Origin of the sequence: Pseudogemmobacter humi (assembly GCF_900609055.1) — a bacterium.
GTDB classification, from domain to species: Bacteria; Pseudomonadota; Alphaproteobacteria; order Rhodobacterales; family Rhodobacteraceae; genus Pseudogemmobacter; species Pseudogemmobacter humi.
The window spans coordinates 3,510-18,052 of the sequence record NZ_UXAW01000087.1 but is presented as its reverse complement, the minus strand read 5'-3'; the positions used below and the strand labels follow the sequence as shown (position 1 = coordinate 18,052).

Annotated in this window: 13 protein-coding genes, 1 pseudogene and 1 riboswitch; of the genes and pseudogenes, 8 read left to right on the top strand and 6 right to left on the bottom strand. The window is 68.1% G+C overall.

What is annotated here, in order from left to right; translation table 11 throughout:
* Positions 1-182 precede the first annotated feature (182 nt).
* Together XINFAN_RS15395 and XINFAN_RS15390 are read left to right on the top strand one after the other, a co-directional pair.
* Positions 183-1,223 carry an N-acetylneuraminate synthase family protein gene (locus tag XINFAN_RS15395; protein ID WP_199286440.1) on the top strand — a complete coding sequence of 347 codons (1,041 nt, stop codon included), beginning with the start codon at positions 183-185 and terminating at the stop codon, positions 1,221-1,223.
* The gene (locus XINFAN_RS15390) at positions 1,220-1,996 is read left to right on the top strand and encodes a glycosyltransferase family 25 protein (protein WP_233352243.1); all 777 of its coding nucleotides are present in this window, start codon (positions 1,220-1,222) and stop codon (positions 1,994-1,996) included. The genes XINFAN_RS15395 and XINFAN_RS15390 overlap by 4 nt, the downstream gene beginning before the upstream one ends.
* 18 nt (positions 1,997-2,014) lie before the next feature.
* On the opposite strand, the gene XINFAN_RS15385 is transcribed toward XINFAN_RS15390, so the two are convergent.
* Positions 2,015-2,866 (bottom strand): glycosyltransferase family 2 protein, encoded by an 852-nt coding sequence (locus XINFAN_RS15385; RefSeq protein WP_124087754.1) that lies wholly within the window; start codon positions 2,864-2,866, stop codon positions 2,015-2,017.
* Between the two features lie 20 nt (positions 2,867-2,886).
* Entirely contained in the window at positions 2,887-3,645 is a 759-nt protein-coding gene (locus tag XINFAN_RS15380; protein WP_124087753.1) for a hypothetical protein, read from the bottom strand.
* A 115-nt stretch (positions 3,646-3,760) separates the two neighbouring features.
* Here XINFAN_RS15380 and neuC point away from each other — a divergent pair, with 115 nt between their 5' ends.
* On the top strand, positions 3,761-4,876 hold the full coding sequence (neuC, locus tag XINFAN_RS15375; RefSeq protein ID WP_124087752.1) for a UDP-N-acetylglucosamine 2-epimerase: 1,116 nt from the start codon (positions 3,761-3,763) through the stop codon (positions 4,874-4,876).
* Here neuC and XINFAN_RS15370 read toward each other — a convergent pair whose 3' ends face one another.
* The 4 genes from XINFAN_RS15370 to XINFAN_RS15355 all read right to left on the bottom strand — a co-directional run bounded on the left by XINFAN_RS15370 (position 4,877) and on the right by XINFAN_RS15355 (position 8,900).
* Positions 4,877-5,668 (bottom strand): SDR family NAD(P)-dependent oxidoreductase, encoded by a 792-nt coding sequence (locus XINFAN_RS15370; RefSeq protein ID WP_124087751.1) that lies wholly within the window; start codon positions 5,666-5,668, stop codon positions 4,877-4,879.
* The gene (locus XINFAN_RS15365) at positions 5,661-6,359 is read right to left on the bottom strand and encodes an acylneuraminate cytidylyltransferase family protein (protein WP_124087750.1); all 699 of its coding nucleotides are present in this window, start codon (positions 6,357-6,359) and stop codon (positions 5,661-5,663) included. Before XINFAN_RS15365 ends, XINFAN_RS15370 begins: the two co-directional genes overlap by 8 nt.
* A complete protein-coding gene (locus XINFAN_RS15360; protein ID WP_160144635.1) occupies positions 6,356-7,297 on the bottom strand; it encodes a Gfo/Idh/MocA family protein in 942 nt (313 codons plus the stop codon). The genes XINFAN_RS15365 and XINFAN_RS15360 overlap by 4 nt, the downstream gene beginning before the upstream one ends.
* A 157-nt stretch (positions 7,298-7,454) precedes the next feature.
* Entirely contained in the window at positions 7,455-8,900 is a 1,446-nt protein-coding gene (locus tag XINFAN_RS15355) for an amidase (protein ID WP_124087748.1), read from the bottom strand.
* 151 nt (positions 8,901-9,051) lie between these two features.
* Positions 9,052-9,252: riboswitch (cobalamin riboswitch) on the top strand.
* Between the two features lie 124 nt (positions 9,253-9,376).
* On the opposite strand from XINFAN_RS15355, the gene XINFAN_RS15350 reads away from it, so the two are divergent.
* The 5 genes and pseudogenes from XINFAN_RS15350 to XINFAN_RS15330 form a co-directional block, all read left to right on the top strand.
* Positions 9,377-11,257: a TonB-dependent receptor plug domain-containing protein gene (locus XINFAN_RS15350; RefSeq protein ID WP_124087747.1), complete on the top strand. Its 1,881-nt coding sequence runs from the start codon at positions 9,377-9,379 to the stop codon at positions 11,255-11,257.
* A 1-nt stretch (position 11,258) separates the two neighbouring features.
* Positions 11,259-12,083, top strand: coding sequence for an ABC transporter substrate-binding protein (locus XINFAN_RS15345; RefSeq protein WP_124087746.1), 825 nt, complete (start codon positions 11,259-11,261; stop codon positions 12,081-12,083).
* On the top strand, positions 12,080-13,060 hold the full coding sequence (locus XINFAN_RS15340; RefSeq protein ID WP_124087745.1) for a FecCD family ABC transporter permease: 981 nt from the start codon (positions 12,080-12,082) through the stop codon (positions 13,058-13,060). The genes XINFAN_RS15345 and XINFAN_RS15340 overlap by 4 nt, the downstream gene beginning before the upstream one ends.
* Positions 13,057-13,800, top strand: coding sequence for an ABC transporter ATP-binding protein (locus XINFAN_RS15335; RefSeq protein ID WP_124087744.1), 744 nt, complete (start codon positions 13,057-13,059; stop codon positions 13,798-13,800). The genes XINFAN_RS15340 and XINFAN_RS15335 overlap by 4 nt, the downstream gene beginning before the upstream one ends.
* Positions 13,797-14,417 (top strand): annotated as a pseudogene (locus XINFAN_RS15330) (adenosylcobinamide amidohydrolase); the annotation flags it as partial. The gene XINFAN_RS15335 and the pseudogene XINFAN_RS15330, both read left to right, overlap by 4 nt.
* Between the last annotated feature and the right edge of the window lie 126 nt (positions 14,418-14,543).

Sequence of the window (14,543 nt, the reverse complement as noted above, 5' to 3'; positions counted from 1 at the left end):
CGGCCGGGGCGTGCCATCGCACAGAGCATCGCCCTGGCCGGTGGCGGATATGGTGCGGTGGCAGCGTGTTCCGGCCCGCGGCGGCGGGCGCTCGGGCGCACCCGCGCGCGACCCGCTTGGCGATTGACAAGCCGCGCGGCCTCATGCAGCACCATGGCCGAACCCCGCCGCAAGGAGCCGTCATGACCCGTTCGCTGACCATCGCCGGCCGCGAGATCGGCCCCGCCCATCCGCCCCTGGTCATTGCCGAAATCGGCATCAATCACGGCGGCGATCTGGCGGTGGCGAAAGAGATGGTGCGCCTCGCCGCGGGGGCGGGCTGCGAGATGGTCAAGCACCAGACCCATATCCTGGAAGACGAGATGACCGACGAGGCGAAGGCGATCTTCCCGCCAAACGCCGATGTCTCGATCTGGGATGTGATGGCCTCCTGCGCGCTGTCGCTCGACGACGAGGCGGAGCTGAAGCGCTATACCGAGTCGCTCGGGATGATCTGGATCTCGACGCCGTTCTCGCGCGCGGCAGCCGATTTCCTGGAAAGCCTCGACGTGCCCGCCTACAAGATCGGCAGCGGCGAGGCCGACAACCTGCCGCTGATCCGCCATATCGCGCGCAAGGGCAAGCCCGTGATCCTCTCGACCGGGATGCAGACGATCGAGACCATCCGCGCCAGCGTCGATATCCTCGACGCGGCCGGTGTGCCCTATGCGCTGCTGGAATGCACCAACCTCTACCCGAGCCCGCCGGAAATCGTTTCCTTGCGCGGAGTGACCGAGTTGCAGGACGCCTTCCCGCGCGCGGTGGTGGGGTTTTCCGACCATTCCATCGGCCCGGAAATGGCGCTGGCGAGCGTGGCGCTCGGCGCTTCGATCCTGGAACGCCACTACACCGACTCGCGCTACCGCAAGGGGCCGGACATCATCAATTCGATGGATCCGGCGGAGCTGCGCTTCCTGATCGACCGCTCGCGCGAGATCTGGATCGCGGCGAACAACCCCAAGGAACGCAGCGCGCCCGAGGAAGCCGTCTACCGCTTCGCCCGGGGCTCGGTTGTGGCCGACCGCGACCTGGCCGAAGGCCACCTCATCGCGGAATCCGATATCTGGACCCGCCGCCCCGGCAGCGGAGAGATCGCGGCCTATGATTTCGACAAGGTGGTGGGCCGGCGCCTGACCCGGGCGGTGACGCTCAACACCCAGCTGAAATGGAGCGACCTCGCGTGAGCGCGGTGCGCGGGGACCTCGGGGTCTGGTGGATCAATCTCGACCGCGCCGAAGAGCGGCGGCGCCAGATGGAAGAGCGTCTCGCGCGGCTGGACCTGGACGCCGAACGGTTTTCCGCCATCGACGGGCGGGCCGCGCCCGATCTGGTCGCACAAAGCCTCGACGCGGCGGCGTTCCGGCGCAATATGGGGCGCGCGGCGCTGCCGGCCGAGGTGGGCTGCTATCTGTCGCATCTTGCGGTCTGGAAGAAATTCCTCGCCGATGGCCGGCCTTTCGCGCTGGTTCTGGAAGATGATGTGGTGTTCCACGACGACTTTCTCGCGGCGCTCGGCGCTGCGCTGGATCATTCTGATCGCTGGGACATGCTCAAGCTGAACCGGATCCGCGCCAAACTGCCGGTCCGTCAGGGCAGGGCGGGGGAGTGGGATCTGAACGCCTATCTCGGCCCGGCCACCGGCTTCGGAGCCTATCTGATCACCCGCGATCTGGCCCTGCGGCTGGTGCCGCGGATGCTGCCGATGACCATGCCGGTGGATTACGAGGCCACGCGCTGGTGGGCGCATGACTTCCGGCTTCTGGGGCTTGAGCCCTTCCCGAGCCATGTCGATGACGGTGGGGTCAGCACGATCACCGGCAGGAACTTCGCCGGGGTGGTCAAACCCCCGCGCCATCGCCGGCTTGGCAATTACGCGATGCGGGCGGGGAATTATCCGCGGCGGCTGTGGGGAATGATACGGCGCGGGATGTTTCCGGCCCCGAAGCAAAGGCGCTGAGGGCCGGCCGCGAATGCGTCAGGTCGGTGCCGGCCCGGCTTTGAGATAATCCTTGCCGCCCCATATACCCCAGGTCTCGCGGAAATACCGGATACAGGCCTGGTTGGCCGCGATACGCCCATGCCCCTGATAGACGAAATTGCGCAGGGCCGCCTCTTTCACCTCGTTGGAATTGCCCTTCGAACGCACCTTGTCCTCTGCATTGAGCCAGATCGGAATGCCCCGGCGCTCAAGGCAGCCTGAAAGCCAGACATCGTCGACGGTCCACAGCACATCCGGGATATCGAAAGAGGCGTCGTCGAAGAAGTCCGGGCGCACCATCACGCCGCCCCAGCCTTCGAGGATATCGACATAGCCCGAGGAGACGGTTTTCGACGGTTTCCACATTCCAAGTGAGGCTGCGCGCCGCAGACGGTAGAAAAAGTCCTTCTTCCGGTATCCCGGTTTCGGATTGCGTGCAGATTGCCAGGCATCATCCGCGTAATAGAAGGTGTTCAGAAGACTGCCTTCCTCACAGATGGCGCAATCGGGGTGCGCTTGCGCGGCGTCAACGAATCTCTGTGCCCAGTTTGCGTCGTAAACCTTGTCATCATCGCAAAAAAGGATCCGCACATCCTGGCCGCGATAGTCGCGGCAGGCCGGCAGAACCTTGGTTGCCGGGCCCAGATCCTCGTCGATCAGCCGCAGCGTCACGCCCTCGGGAACGGTGGGAAGATCTTTCGGATCGTATTCGAAACGGCGGTATTTGCGCGCGACATAGAGGTTGATCGCGTCGATCTGCGCGTTCTGGCGTTTCAGCGCGGCCAGATTTTCATGCACATAGGGGAAGCGCGGCGGAACCGTGGTCAGGGAGAGGATCAGTCGGGTCATGTGAACTCATTGGGAAATGGTCAGAGGTGACCGCCATGGCGGGTCCAGTAGTCGACCATCCAGGAAACCTGGCCGCGCCCGTAATGCGGGGGCACGTCCCAGTTGCCTTTGGGTGGCCGGATCATGTCGATCGGGCGGGGATTGCCGTGGAAGCACAGGACTTTCACCTCCGGCCCCGGTGGATGCGGGCCACGGAAGCGATCGATCAGCAGCGGCGGGCGCAGATGGTATTTGTAACTCCTGATCCAGCTCTGTGGCCAGAAGGCGATTTCGCCCGCCTCGCCGCCAATGAAGTCCTGCTCGTTCTGATACCGCGCCGCCATCCCGCGGGGGTCGGCGATGATGCGCGTGGCCAGATGCGGCAATCCGCCGATATCGAAGGCCATGATCGAGGACATCGGCCGCGGGATGCCGTTGCGGTAGCGCCAGGGGCCGGAATCGAGCATCACCAGCGGGCCTGGCAGCGTGAACAGCGGATCAAGCTCGCCCCAGAGCACCATGTCGAGATCGATGAACAGTGCCCGGCCCGAAAGATCGGCGATTTGCGGCAGGAACATCGCCAGCTTGGGCCAGCCACCGCTGCGCCAGAGGTCGGGCGGCAGGCCGAGATCGGGGATCGGCATGGCCTCGATCCCGGGCGCAAGGCCCGTGGCATCGTCGGTCATGCAGATAAAACGGAAAGGACCGCTGATATTCTCTCGCGCCGCCGACCAGAGCACATTCACATAGTCGGGGCCGTAAAGGGTGCCCCATTTCATGCAGATAACGATGCGATCCATGGCGGGCTCTCCGATCCGGCTCCTGATTAGGGGCTGACGGGGCGATTGTCCATCATGCGAGATTGCCCTATGCCGGAGTTTCGCCTGGCACTTCAGCGTATGGATTTCGTCCCGGATGACCCGCCAAATCCTCTTCCTCACCGGCACCCGTGCCGATTTCGGCAAACTGGAGCCTCTGGCGGCTGCCGCGCGCGATGCCGGGCACCGGATCGGGTTCTTCGTCACCGGGATGCATATGATGGGCCGTTACGGCCAGACCCGGCACGAGGTGCAGCGAATGCCCGGGGTCGAGGTGCATGAATTCCTCAACCAGCGCCCCGGCGATCCGCAGGATATCGTTCTGGCGAAGACCGTCAGCGGCTTTTCCGATTTCGTGACGGAAAGCCGCCCGGATCTGATCGTGATCCACGGCGACCGGATCGAGGCCATGGCCGGCGCGCTGGTCGCGGCGACGAATTACATCCGCTCGGCCCATATCGAGGGCGGCGAGGTCTCGGGCACCATCGACGAGGTGTTCCGCCACTGCAACACCAAGCTCTGCACCCATCATTTCGTCTCGTCCGAACAGGCGGCGCGGCGGGTGATGGCTCTGGGCGAGCCCGCGGATGTGATCCATGTCATCGGCTCGCCCGAGCTCGATTTCCACGCGCGGCCCTCGGGGGTGACGCTGGAGGAGGTGCGGGCACGCTACGAGATTCCGTTCAGCGATTACGGCGTGGTGACCTTCCATCCGGTCACATCGGAACAGGCGAGCATGGGTGCCCAGGCCGAGGCGCTGTTCGGCGCGCTGGCAGAGTCGCGCCGCGATTTCGTGGTGATCGCGCCGAACAACGACCCGGGTTCCGAGGCGATCTTCGCGGTGCTGAAGACCCTGCCGAGGCAGCGGTTCCGGGTGCTGCCCTCGATGCGCTTCGCGCATTTCTCCGAACTGATGCGCAACGCCGCCTGCATGATCGGCAATTCCAGCGCGGGTGTGCGCGAGGCGCCGTTCCTCGGCATCCCCTCGCTGGATGTCGGCACCCGGCAGACCAACCGCTCGGATGCCGGATCAGTCACCTCGGTCAGCGCGTTCGACCGCGCGGCGATCCTCGGGTTTCTCACGAACGACTGGGGCCGCGCGCATCATCGCCATGCGGGCTTCGGCGAGGGGCGGGCGGCCGACCGTTTCGTAGAGGTGCTGGAGGATCCCGCCTTCTGGGAGCGCCCCTTGCAAAAGGCGTTCAAAGACTGATCACCAGCCCGAGAAGCCGCCGTCCACATTGACGATCTGCCCGGTCATGTAACCGGCGGCTGGCGAGGCCAGAAACAGCATCGCATCGGCGATCTCGTCGGGTTTCGCCATCCGGTTGAGCATGATCAACTCGCCCACACGGCGCTGGAATTCCTCGGAATGGCCGTTGAACACCGCGCCGGGGGCGATTGTGTTCACCGTCGCGCCGCGCGCCGCCCAATAGCCCGCCAGCCAGACCGTCAGCCCGTGGATCCCGGCTTTCGACACGCCATAGGCCGAGAAGTTCTTGAACGGCATGCCGTCGTAGATCCGGTGATGCGCGCCGTTCAGCGCATACATCGAGGCCACGTTGATCAGCGTGCAGGGCCAGCGCCCCACGATGTCGCGGTCCATCTGCCGGGCGACCATGAAAGGCGCGGTCAGATTGGTGCGCATGGTCTTTTCCCAGTCACTCACCGACAGATCGGCGAAATCCGGGAAGGGCTTGCCCGCGCCCATCAGCAACTCGCCGGTGATGGCGGCATTGTTCAGAACGACATTCACCTGCCAACCATCTTTTTCGATGCGCTGGAAGATGGTTGTGATCTGATCCTCATCCGATACATCAACTTCGTAAAAGCGGAAATCGGGGTTCAGGTCATGGGCTTCGCGCAAGGCCTCGGCGCGTTTTCCGGGCAGGTCCGAGGCGACGACGCGCGCGCCCTCGGCCAGCATCCGGCGCACATAGGTCGAGCCGAGCACGCCGCCCGCCCCGGTGATGAAGACCGTGCGGCCCTTGAGTTGATCAGCCATGTTGAGCCTCTTTCAGCAGGAATTCGACCAGCCGGAAATCGAACGGGCTGTCGATATCGACGCAGCGCTCGGGCGGCATCAGGAAGGGGATCACGCGCCCCTCCCACAGCCCTTTGGCGCGTTTCAGGTAATCGGGGGAAACCACGTAAGTCGAGGCCGCATGTTCATAGACCACCGGCGCCTGCTGGCGCGCGACCACGCCGCCGGGCAAAGGTTTCGAGACATGCAGCGCGCCGCTCGCATCGGGTTCGACCAGGTTGAAATAGGGGTTCTTCCTTGCCTCGCAGCACGACATCACCAGATCCGGCCGCGCCTCGCGGTAAAGCGCAAGGGCGCCGCTGATATCCTCGGGCAGCCGCAAAGGCGAGGTGCAGTCGAGATCGAGAAACGCCCCGACCGGCTCCGCCAGCAGCGGCTCCGACACCGCCAGCGCATGCTGCCAGACCCCCCATTTCCCCGCCTGGTCGGTCGCCAGATGCGCGGGCCTGAGCCCGATCTTCAGCGCGCCCTTCGCCACGGCGTGGTCATAGATCTCCTCGTCATCGGTCGAGACCACCACCGCATCCACCTGCGGATGGGCAAACAGCTGATCGAGCGACCAGTCGATCAGCGGCTTGCCGCAGATCGGGCGGAAGTTCTTGCGCACCACCCCTTTCGAGCCCTTGCGCGCGCCGATATGACCCAGAATCATGGGATCTCCTTGTCGATCGAGCCGATGAAGCGCCGCGCTTCCCAGGCCCCGGCCACCAGCCGCGCCGAAGGAAGCGCCAGATCCAGCCGCGGCAGATGCCCGACGCCCGGGACCGGCTGCCCCGCCGCCAGCGCGAGGAAATCGCGCATCAGCGCGAGGAACATCTCGTTGCGTTCCAGCGGCAGATCGGGCGCGGTGATGCCCTCCGCCCCGCTGACCAGATAACGCCCGGCGGCAAAGTCGAAATCCCGCAGGCCCCGCGTCCCGCGCAGGATCGCCCGGCGGTGCAGCTTCGGCGTCAGGTAATCCATCGCCACCTCGCCGCAGACGCCGCCGCCCGCCAGCGACACCCGGCTCGCCATATCGACGCCCGGGTAAAGCGCATGGCCCTGGCTCTCCACTCCGGTCAGCGCAAGCCCTGGGAACAGGCAATGCGCCATGTCGATCTCATGGCACAGATCGAGCAGCACGCCGCCGCCCTCGGCCCGCGCCGCATAGCTGTCAGAGAACCGCCAGCCCGCCCGCCATTGCGTCACATCATGGCCGATCGAAAGCGAGATCTGGAACACATCGCCCAGATCCGAGGCCGCCAGCCAGCGGAACGCCGGATGATAGCGCATCATATAGCCGATGACCGAACGCTGCGCGACCGGCGCCGCCACTGCGGCAATCGCCTCGACCTCGGCGGGCGAGAAGGCCAGCGGCTTCTCGATATACAGCGCCAGCCCCGCTCGCGCCGCCCGTTCGATCAGCGGCAGCCGCAGATCGGTCGCGGTCGCCACCACCAGCGCATCATACTCCGGCAACTCCCGCTCGAACGCCGCCAGCCCATAGCCGCGCCAGCCGCGCAGCACGCTCCGCGCCCCGAGCGCCAGCAGATTGTCGTGGTGACGCCGCCCGATCGAACCCGCGCCCAGAACCAGAACCTTCAGCGCCATCGCCCCTCCGCTCATCCTCTCCCGCTTCGCACGAATCCCGCCGCCGCGCCAGAGCCGCGCCTGTCCCATTCACCTTGACCGAAATACCCTCGGGGGGAGGGCCGCAAGGCCCGCGGGGGGCAGACGGCCCCCCGTTCTGCCGACGGCCAGCCGCGGCTCAGCCCGCCATCGGTGCACGGCGGTTCCAGTACACCGCCCCCTCGATCTCGGCGCAAAGCGCGATCAGCTCCTCGTCCTCGCCGAACGGCGCCGCCAGATGCACCCCGATGGGAAGGTCTGAGCCCGTCCAGCCCAAAGGCAGGGACGCCGCCGGCTGGCCGCTCGCGTTGAACACGGCGGCGAAAGGCGAATAAGCGAAACAGCCCTCGGGGCCGATACGGAAGCCGAGGTAATCCTCTGTCATGTGGCTGAACCGGCCCACTTTCGCCGGCGGCTCGGCCAAAGTCGCCGAGAGCAGAATATCGTAACCCGGGCCGTCTTCGGGGCGGAAGAACCAGGCCATCTCGCGGCCGAAATCGTGGATCTCCTCCACCGCTTCCAGATAGCGCAGGGGCGACAGGCCCTCGGCATGGGCCACCGCGCCGCGCCCGACGCCCTCGACCAGATCCGGCGTCAGCGGACGCCCGTTCAGCTTCTGGCGAATGGTCAGCGCGGTGCCGACCGCGACGATATCGCTCCAGGCCCGCATCATGCCGGGGATGTCGGCGCGGGGGCGGGCGGGCTCCACATGGTGGCCGAGGCTCTCCAGCAGCCGCCCGGCGGCGCGCACCGCTTCCGCCACCTCGGGGTCGATCGCCTCGCCGGTGAAGGTGGTGTCGCAAAGCGCCACCCGCAGCCGCCGCGGCGGGCGCGAGATAGCCTGGGCGTAGCCCTGGCGCAACTCCGGCGCGAAATAGGGCGCACCGAGGTCCGGCCCCGAACAGGCATCGAGCATCGCCGCCGTGTCGCGCACCGAACGGGTGAGGAAGCCGTCGATCGCCATCCCCGCCCAGCCCTCGCCCGACCAGGGGCCGTCCGGTAGCCGCGCCCGCGTCGGCTTGAAGCCGAAGAGCCCGTATCTCGCCGCCGGGATCCGCACCGAACTGTCGCCGTCCGAGCCATGCGCCATGGCGACGATTCCGGCCGCCACCGCCGCCCCCGCGCCGCCCGACGAGCCGCCCGAAGTGTGATCCGGGTTCCAGGGGTTGCGGGTCGGCCCGCCGTAGACCGCCGCCTCGGTCGCGATGCCGACGCCGCCCTCGGGGCTGGTGGTGCGCCCGAAGGTCACCACGCCCGTCGCCTTCATCCGCAGCATCAGATTGTTGTCGCCGCGATAGACCGTGTTCATCGACAGGCGCGAGCCGTTATGGGCCGGGAAATCCTTCGCCTCGATGCCGAGATCCTTGATCAGGAAGGGCACGCCGCGGAACGGGCCGCGCGGCAGACCTTCGCGGATCGAACGGCGCGCGGCCTCTTCCTGCACCAGCACCACCGCATTGATCGCCGGATTGCGCGCCTCCACCGCCGCGAGCGCGGCATCCAGAAGCTCGTCCGCTGTCACCTCGCCCCGGGCCACCAGCCCCGCGAGTTCAGTCGCATCCCTTGCGCCCAGATCTCCGATCATCGCCCGAATCCCTTCCGTTTCCGCCGCTCATCTGGCCGCGCGGCGCGCCAAAGGTCCAGCCCGTCCCGTCGGGGCATGTTCCGCAGGCGACATATCGCGGTGCATCCGCGCCAGAGGCCCGTCACGGCGCTTGACACGATCCTGCGCCGGGCTATGGGAAAGCATCTTCGGTTCCGGGCGTCTGTCCGGAGAAAAGGGAATGCGGTAGGGGCGAAGCCCTGAAGCCGCGGCTGCCCCCGCAACTGTAAGCGGCGAGCAGCGGCCGAACATGCCACTGGGGGGATGCCCCCGGGAAGGCCGGCCGCCGCTGTGACCCGCAAGCCAGGAGACCTGCCGGAGTGATCACCCTTTCCGCCGCGCGGGGTGCGCGGAGGAGGGCGGGCTGCCGCCAGAGGTGACGTATCGCACGTCGCGGGCGGATTTTCCCCTCGCGGCCGCAACGCATCGCAGGCGGGCATCTGCCGGGAGGGACGAACATGAGACCGAGGATTTCGCATATCGCGCTGATCGCCGCGCTGACGGCGGGGGGCGCCCTGGCGCAGGGGGCCGAAGAGACGGTCGATCTGGGCACCATCACGCTGACCGCCCTGCGCGAGGCCGCCGAAACCCTGCGCACCGGGGTTTCGGTCACGGTGGTGGAAGCCGAGGATCTGCGCGACGCGGGCGATATCCGGCTTTCGGATTACCTGTCGCGGCTGCCCGGCGTCAGCATGGTCTCAAGCGGCCCGATGGGCACCCGCTCCAGCATCCGCATCCGCGGCGCCGAGCCGCAATATGTCGCGGTCTATATCGACGGGATCCGGGTGGACGATGCGACCGAGATCTCGCCGCAATTCGATTTCGGCGCGCTTTCCACCAGCGATATCGCCCGGGTCGAGGTGCTGCGGGGGTCGCAATCCTCGCTCTGGGGCGGCTCGGCAGTGGGCGGCGTGATCAGCATCACCAGCCTCGCGCCCACCGAAGACGGGCTCTCGCAGACGGTCGCCGCCGAGGCGGGCAGCTACAATTCCTCGGCGCTGCGCTATTCGCTGGCCTTCCGCGACGAGCGGGTCGAGGCGGGATTCTCGCTCTCGCATCTGAAGAGCGACGGCTTTTCGGCCTATGACACGCTGCCGCGCAGCCCCGGGCTGGAGGACGACGGTTTCGAAGCCGTGCGGCTTTCTTTCAGCGCGCGCTACCGGCTGTCGGATGCGCTCTCGCTCGGCGCCGCCGTCTTCGCGCAGCGCAGCGAGAACGATTTCGACGCCTATATGGCCGACAGCACCGTCAACAGCCAGGAGCGCCGCGACTTCGGCGCGCGGCTGTTCGCGGAATACGAGGCCGGGAACACCAGCCATCTGTTCGACGTGACCCGCTACCGTATCTCGCGCGAAATCGACGAGGGCGGCTGGCTGAGCAGCTATCTCGGCGTGCGGCAGGGGGTCAGCTACCAGGGCACCACCGAAATCAATCCGGCGCTGACGCTGGTTTACGGCGCGGCCTGGCAGGAGGAAGAGGTGACCAATCCCGCGTTGCCGGGCGGCGCCAGTACCCGCACCGCCGGGGTTTTCGGCCAGGCGCTGTGGTCGCCCACCGAGGATCTGGACCTGTCGCTGAGCCTGCGCCAGGATGATCATTCGGAATTCGGCGGACAGCCCAGCGGGCGGCTTGCGCTGGCCTGGCAGGCCGCCGATGGGCTGACGCTGCGCGGCGCCGCTTCGACCGGCTACCGTTCGCCCTCGCATTACGAGCTTTACGGCGATCCGACCTGGACCATTGCCGCCAATACCGGGCTGAATCCCGAGGAAAGCCGCAGCTTAGAGATCGGCGGCGATTACGATTTCGGCGGCGAGAACCGGCTGTCGCTGACGCTGTTCGACATCCGTATCGAGGATGCGATCACCTATCAGTCCTGCCCCTATGATCCGCTGACCTGGGCCTGCCTGCCGGGCACCACGAATGTCTACGAAAACGAGGCCGGCACCTCAAAGCGCCGCGGGCTGGAACTGTCGGGCGAGGCGCGGCTGTCCGACAGCATCGGCCTGTCCTTCGCCTATACCTATGTCGACGCCAGCAAACCGGATGGCACGCGCCTGTTGCGGGTGCCGCGCCACAGCCTCGCCGTGACGCTGAGCGCCGCGCTGACTGCGGACCTCAGTGCGCGGATCGGTGTGCAGCATCTGGCCGGGCGTCCGGCGGAATTCGGCACCGCGCTTGCCGATTACACGCTGGTCAATGCGGGGCTGGGCTATGACCTGTCGGAAAGCGTCGCGGTATCGCTGCGGGTCGAGAATGTCTTCGACGAGGAATATCAAAGCGTTCCGGGCTATGGCACCCCGGGGCGCGCGGTATATCTCGGCCTGACGGGCCGGTTCTGAGATGGGACGCGCCGCGGTGTTCGCGCTCGCGCTTCTGGCGGCGATGCCCGCCTGGGCCGGGCCGCCGCGGCGGGTCGTCTCGATCAATCTCTGCACCGATCAGCTGGCGATGCTGCTGGCCGAGCCCGGGCAACTGATCTCGGTCAGCGATCTGGCGACGGATCCGCTGGCCTCTTCCATGATCGAGGAGGCGCGCGCTTATCCCGCGAACCGTGGCGGCGCGGAACAGGTGTTCCTGATGCACCCCGATCTGGTGCTGGCGGGCAGCTATACCTCGCAGGCTTCGGTCGCGCTCCTGCGCGATCTGGGGGTTCGGGTCGTCCAGGTGGCGCCGGTCGATTCGCTTGCCGGGGTCAGCGAACAGATCCGGGTGATCGCCGAGGCGCTTGGCCGCGCGGAAGCGGGCGAGGCGCTGGTCCGTGATTTCGAGGCCGGTCTGGCGGCGCTGGCCCGCGATCTGCCCCCGGCGACGGCGGCGCTTTACTATCCCAACGGCTATACGACCGGGAAAGGCACGCTGGCCGACGATGTGCTGGCCTATACGAATTTCGGGAATGTCGGCGCGACGGCGGGCGTCACCGGCGGCGGCACCCTGCCGATGGAGCGGCTGATCATGGCCGACCCGGATGTGATCGTGACCTCGGCGCCCTATCCCGGCGCCTCGCGCTCGGAAGAGATCCTGACCCATCCGGCGTTGACCGAGTTGCGCGCGCGCGCGGGCGTGGTCGCCACCACCGATGCCGACTGGATCTGCGGCACGCCCCATATCCTGCGCGCCGTGGCCGCGATGCGCGCGGCGCGGGACGGGCTGGAGGCCGGGGAATGAGGCTGCTCGCGTCGCTCGCCAGCCTGGTCGTGCTGTTGTTCGCGGCCTCGCTCATGATCGGCCCGGCGGGGCTGGGCTTCGGCGAAAGCCTTGCCGCGCTGTTTCGGGGCGAGGGCGGGCCGGTCGCGCTGGTGATGCAGCAGATCCGTCTGCCGCGCGCGATCCTCGGGCTGCTGGCGGGCGCGGCGCTCGGCCTTTCCGGCGCGGCGATGCAGGGTTTCCTGCGCAATCCGCTGGCCGAGCCGGGGCTGATCGGGGTGTCGTCTTCCGCCGCGCTCGGGGCGGTGATCGCCTTGCAGACCGGGCTGGCGGCGGCTTTCGCTCTGGCGCTGCCGCTGGCGGCGCTGGCGGGTGCGGCGGGGGCATGCCTTCTGATCCTGCTGATGGCGGGCCCGCGCGGCGGCGCGCTGGCGCTGATCCTTGCCGGGATCGCAATTTCGGCGCTGGCGGGGGCTGCGACCTCGCTTGTCCTGAACCTGTCGCCCAATCCCTTCGCCGCGGCCGAGATCGTCTATTGGATGATGGGCTCGCTGGCGGACCGTTCCATGACCCATGTCTGGCTGGCGGCGCCCTTCATCCTCGCGGGTGGGGCGGCGCTGTTCACTCTGGGCCGCGGGCTCGACGCGCTGACTTTGGGCGAGGATGCGGCGGAGAGCCTCGGCATGAACCTGCGCCGGATGCGCCTCGTGTTGATCTTCGGCACCGCGGCGGGGGTCGGGGCCTCGGTCGCGGTGGCGGGGGCCATCGGTTTCGTCGGCCTCGTGGTACCGCATCTGTTGCGCCCCTTGACCGGGGCGCGGCCCTCGCGGCTGTTGCCTGCGGCGGCGCTCGGCGGGGCTGCGGTGCTGCTGGCGGCCGATATCGCCACCCGGCTGATCGCGCCCGAGCGCGACCTGAAGCTGGGCGTGCTGACCGCGATCATCGGGGCGCCCTTCTTCCTGCATCTGATCTGGCGGATGCGGAGGGTCGAGGCATGACATTGTTATCCTTGGACAACCTTACCGTGCGGCGCGGAGCCTCTGCGGTGGTCGATGGCGTCGGCCTGAAGGTCGCGCCGGGCGAGTTCGTCGGGCTGATCGGTCCGAACGGCGCCGGCAAGACCACGCTTCTGCGCGCGGCTCTCGGGTTCATACCGCATGAGGGCGCGTCGAACCTCGCGGCTCTCTCGCCCGCGGCGCGCGCCCGCGCGGTGGCTTTCCTGCCGCAGGGCCGCGACATTGCCTGGCCGGTCAGCGTGGCCGATCTGGTCGCGCTCGGCCGCGCGCCCTGGGGGGCGGCGGATCCGGGCCATCCGGCGGTGGCAGGGGCGCTCTCGCGGATGGGGCTTGATGGGTTCCACGACCGCATCGCCACCGAACTGTCGGGCGGCGAGCAGACCCGCGTGCTGATCGCGCGGCTGTTGGCGCAGGAGACGCCGCTGATCCTTGCCGACGAGCCGGGGGCGGGGCTGGATCCCGAGGCGCAGATCCGCGCGATGCAGGTCTTCGCCGATCTGGCGGCTTCGGGCCGGGCGGTGGTGGCCTCGATCCACGATCTCGGCCTGGCTGCGCGCCATTGCACCCGCCTGGTGATGCTGGAGCGCGGCCGGCTGGCGGCGGACGGCCCGCCGCGCGAGGTTCTGACCGATGCGCTGCTGGCGCGCGTCTTCGGCATCCGCGCCTTTCATGCCGAGACCGCCGACGGGCCGGTGTTCCAGCCGGTGGCGGTGATCCGGTGATCGCGGTCGAACTGGCGCGGCCCTGGCTGATCGCCCGGCTGGCGCAGAGGATGCGGATCCTGTCCCATGCGCCCTTTGGCGCGGGATACCGGACGGGCGACACGGTCTTGTGGCGCGAGGTCAGGAACAGCGATCTGAGCGCGGAGTTTCCGGTGGAGGACTGGTTCCCGGCCGAAATGACCCGCGCCCCGGTGGCGGGCCAGGTCGGGATGATGACCTCGCGCGACATCGGCACCTGGGCGGGCGCCGAGGCCGTGGCCGAAGGGGTGAGGGCCGCCGCCGTGGTGACGCTGGGGCTGTCCAACGCGGAATCCGTGGGGCGGCGGCTGCCGTATCACAGCGCCGATTACGGCACGGTGAACATCCTTGTCGCCACCGATGCGGGGCTGGACGAAACCGCCCAGCTTGAGGCGCTGACGGTGGCGGTTCAGGCCCGCACCGCCGCGATCATGGACCTCGGGCTGGAGCTTGCGACCGGCCGGGCGAGCGGGACCGGGACCGACTGCCTCGCGCTCGCCTGTCTGCCCGGGGTGGGCCGTTACGCCGGGCTGCACACTGCTACCGGCGAGGCGGTGGGGGCGGCGGTGCGCAGGGCGGTGGCGCAGGCGGGGCAGGACTGGATGGCCTGGCGCGAGGCGGAACGGGCGCGGAAGTGGGGGGGGGGGGGGGGGGGGGGGGGGGGGGGGGGGCCGCGGGGGGGGGGGGGGGGGGGGGGGGGGGGGGGGGGCGGGCGGGGGGGGGGC

Excerpts from the sequence above, each read along its gene's own strand:
- XINFAN_RS15370 (WP_124087751.1), bottom strand. The coding sequence starts at position 5,668 with ATGGCTGATCAACTCAAGGGCCGCACGGTCTTCATCACCGGGGCGGGC.
- neuC (WP_124087752.1), top strand. The coding sequence starts at position 3,761 with ATGACCCGCCAAATCCTCTTCCTCACCGGCACCCGTGCCGATTTCGGC.
- XINFAN_RS15385 (WP_124087754.1), bottom strand. The coding sequence starts at position 2,866 with ATGACCCGACTGATCCTCTCCCTGACCACGGTTCCGCCGCGCTTCCCC.
- XINFAN_RS15350 (WP_124087747.1), top strand. The coding sequence starts at position 9,377 with ATGAGACCGAGGATTTCGCATATCGCGCTGATCGCCGCGCTGACGGCG.
- XINFAN_RS15365 (WP_124087750.1), bottom strand. The coding sequence starts at position 6,359 with ATGATTCTGGGTCATATCGGCGCGCGCAAGGGCTCGAAAGGGGTGGTG.
- XINFAN_RS15340 (WP_124087745.1), top strand. The coding sequence starts at position 12,080 with ATGAGGCTGCTCGCGTCGCTCGCCAGCCTGGTCGTGCTGTTGTTCGCG.
- XINFAN_RS15355 (WP_124087748.1), bottom strand. The coding sequence starts at position 8,900 with ATGATCGGAGATCTGGGCGCAAGGGATGCGACTGAACTCGCGGGGCTG.
- XINFAN_RS15345 (WP_124087746.1), top strand. The coding sequence starts at position 11,259 with ATGGGACGCGCCGCGGTGTTCGCGCTCGCGCTTCTGGCGGCGATGCCC.
- XINFAN_RS15395 (WP_199286440.1), top strand. The coding sequence starts at position 183 with ATGACCCGTTCGCTGACCATCGCCGGCCGCGAGATCGGCCCCGCCCAT.
- XINFAN_RS15360 (WP_160144635.1), bottom strand. The coding sequence starts at position 7,297 with ATGGCGCTGAAGGTTCTGGTTCTGGGCGCGGGTTCGATCGGGCGGCGT.
- XINFAN_RS15335 (WP_124087744.1), top strand. The coding sequence starts at position 13,057 with ATGACATTGTTATCCTTGGACAACCTTACCGTGCGGCGCGGAGCCTCT.
- XINFAN_RS15380 (WP_124087753.1), bottom strand. The coding sequence starts at position 3,645 with ATGGATCGCATCGTTATCTGCATGAAATGGGGCACCCTTTACGGCCCC.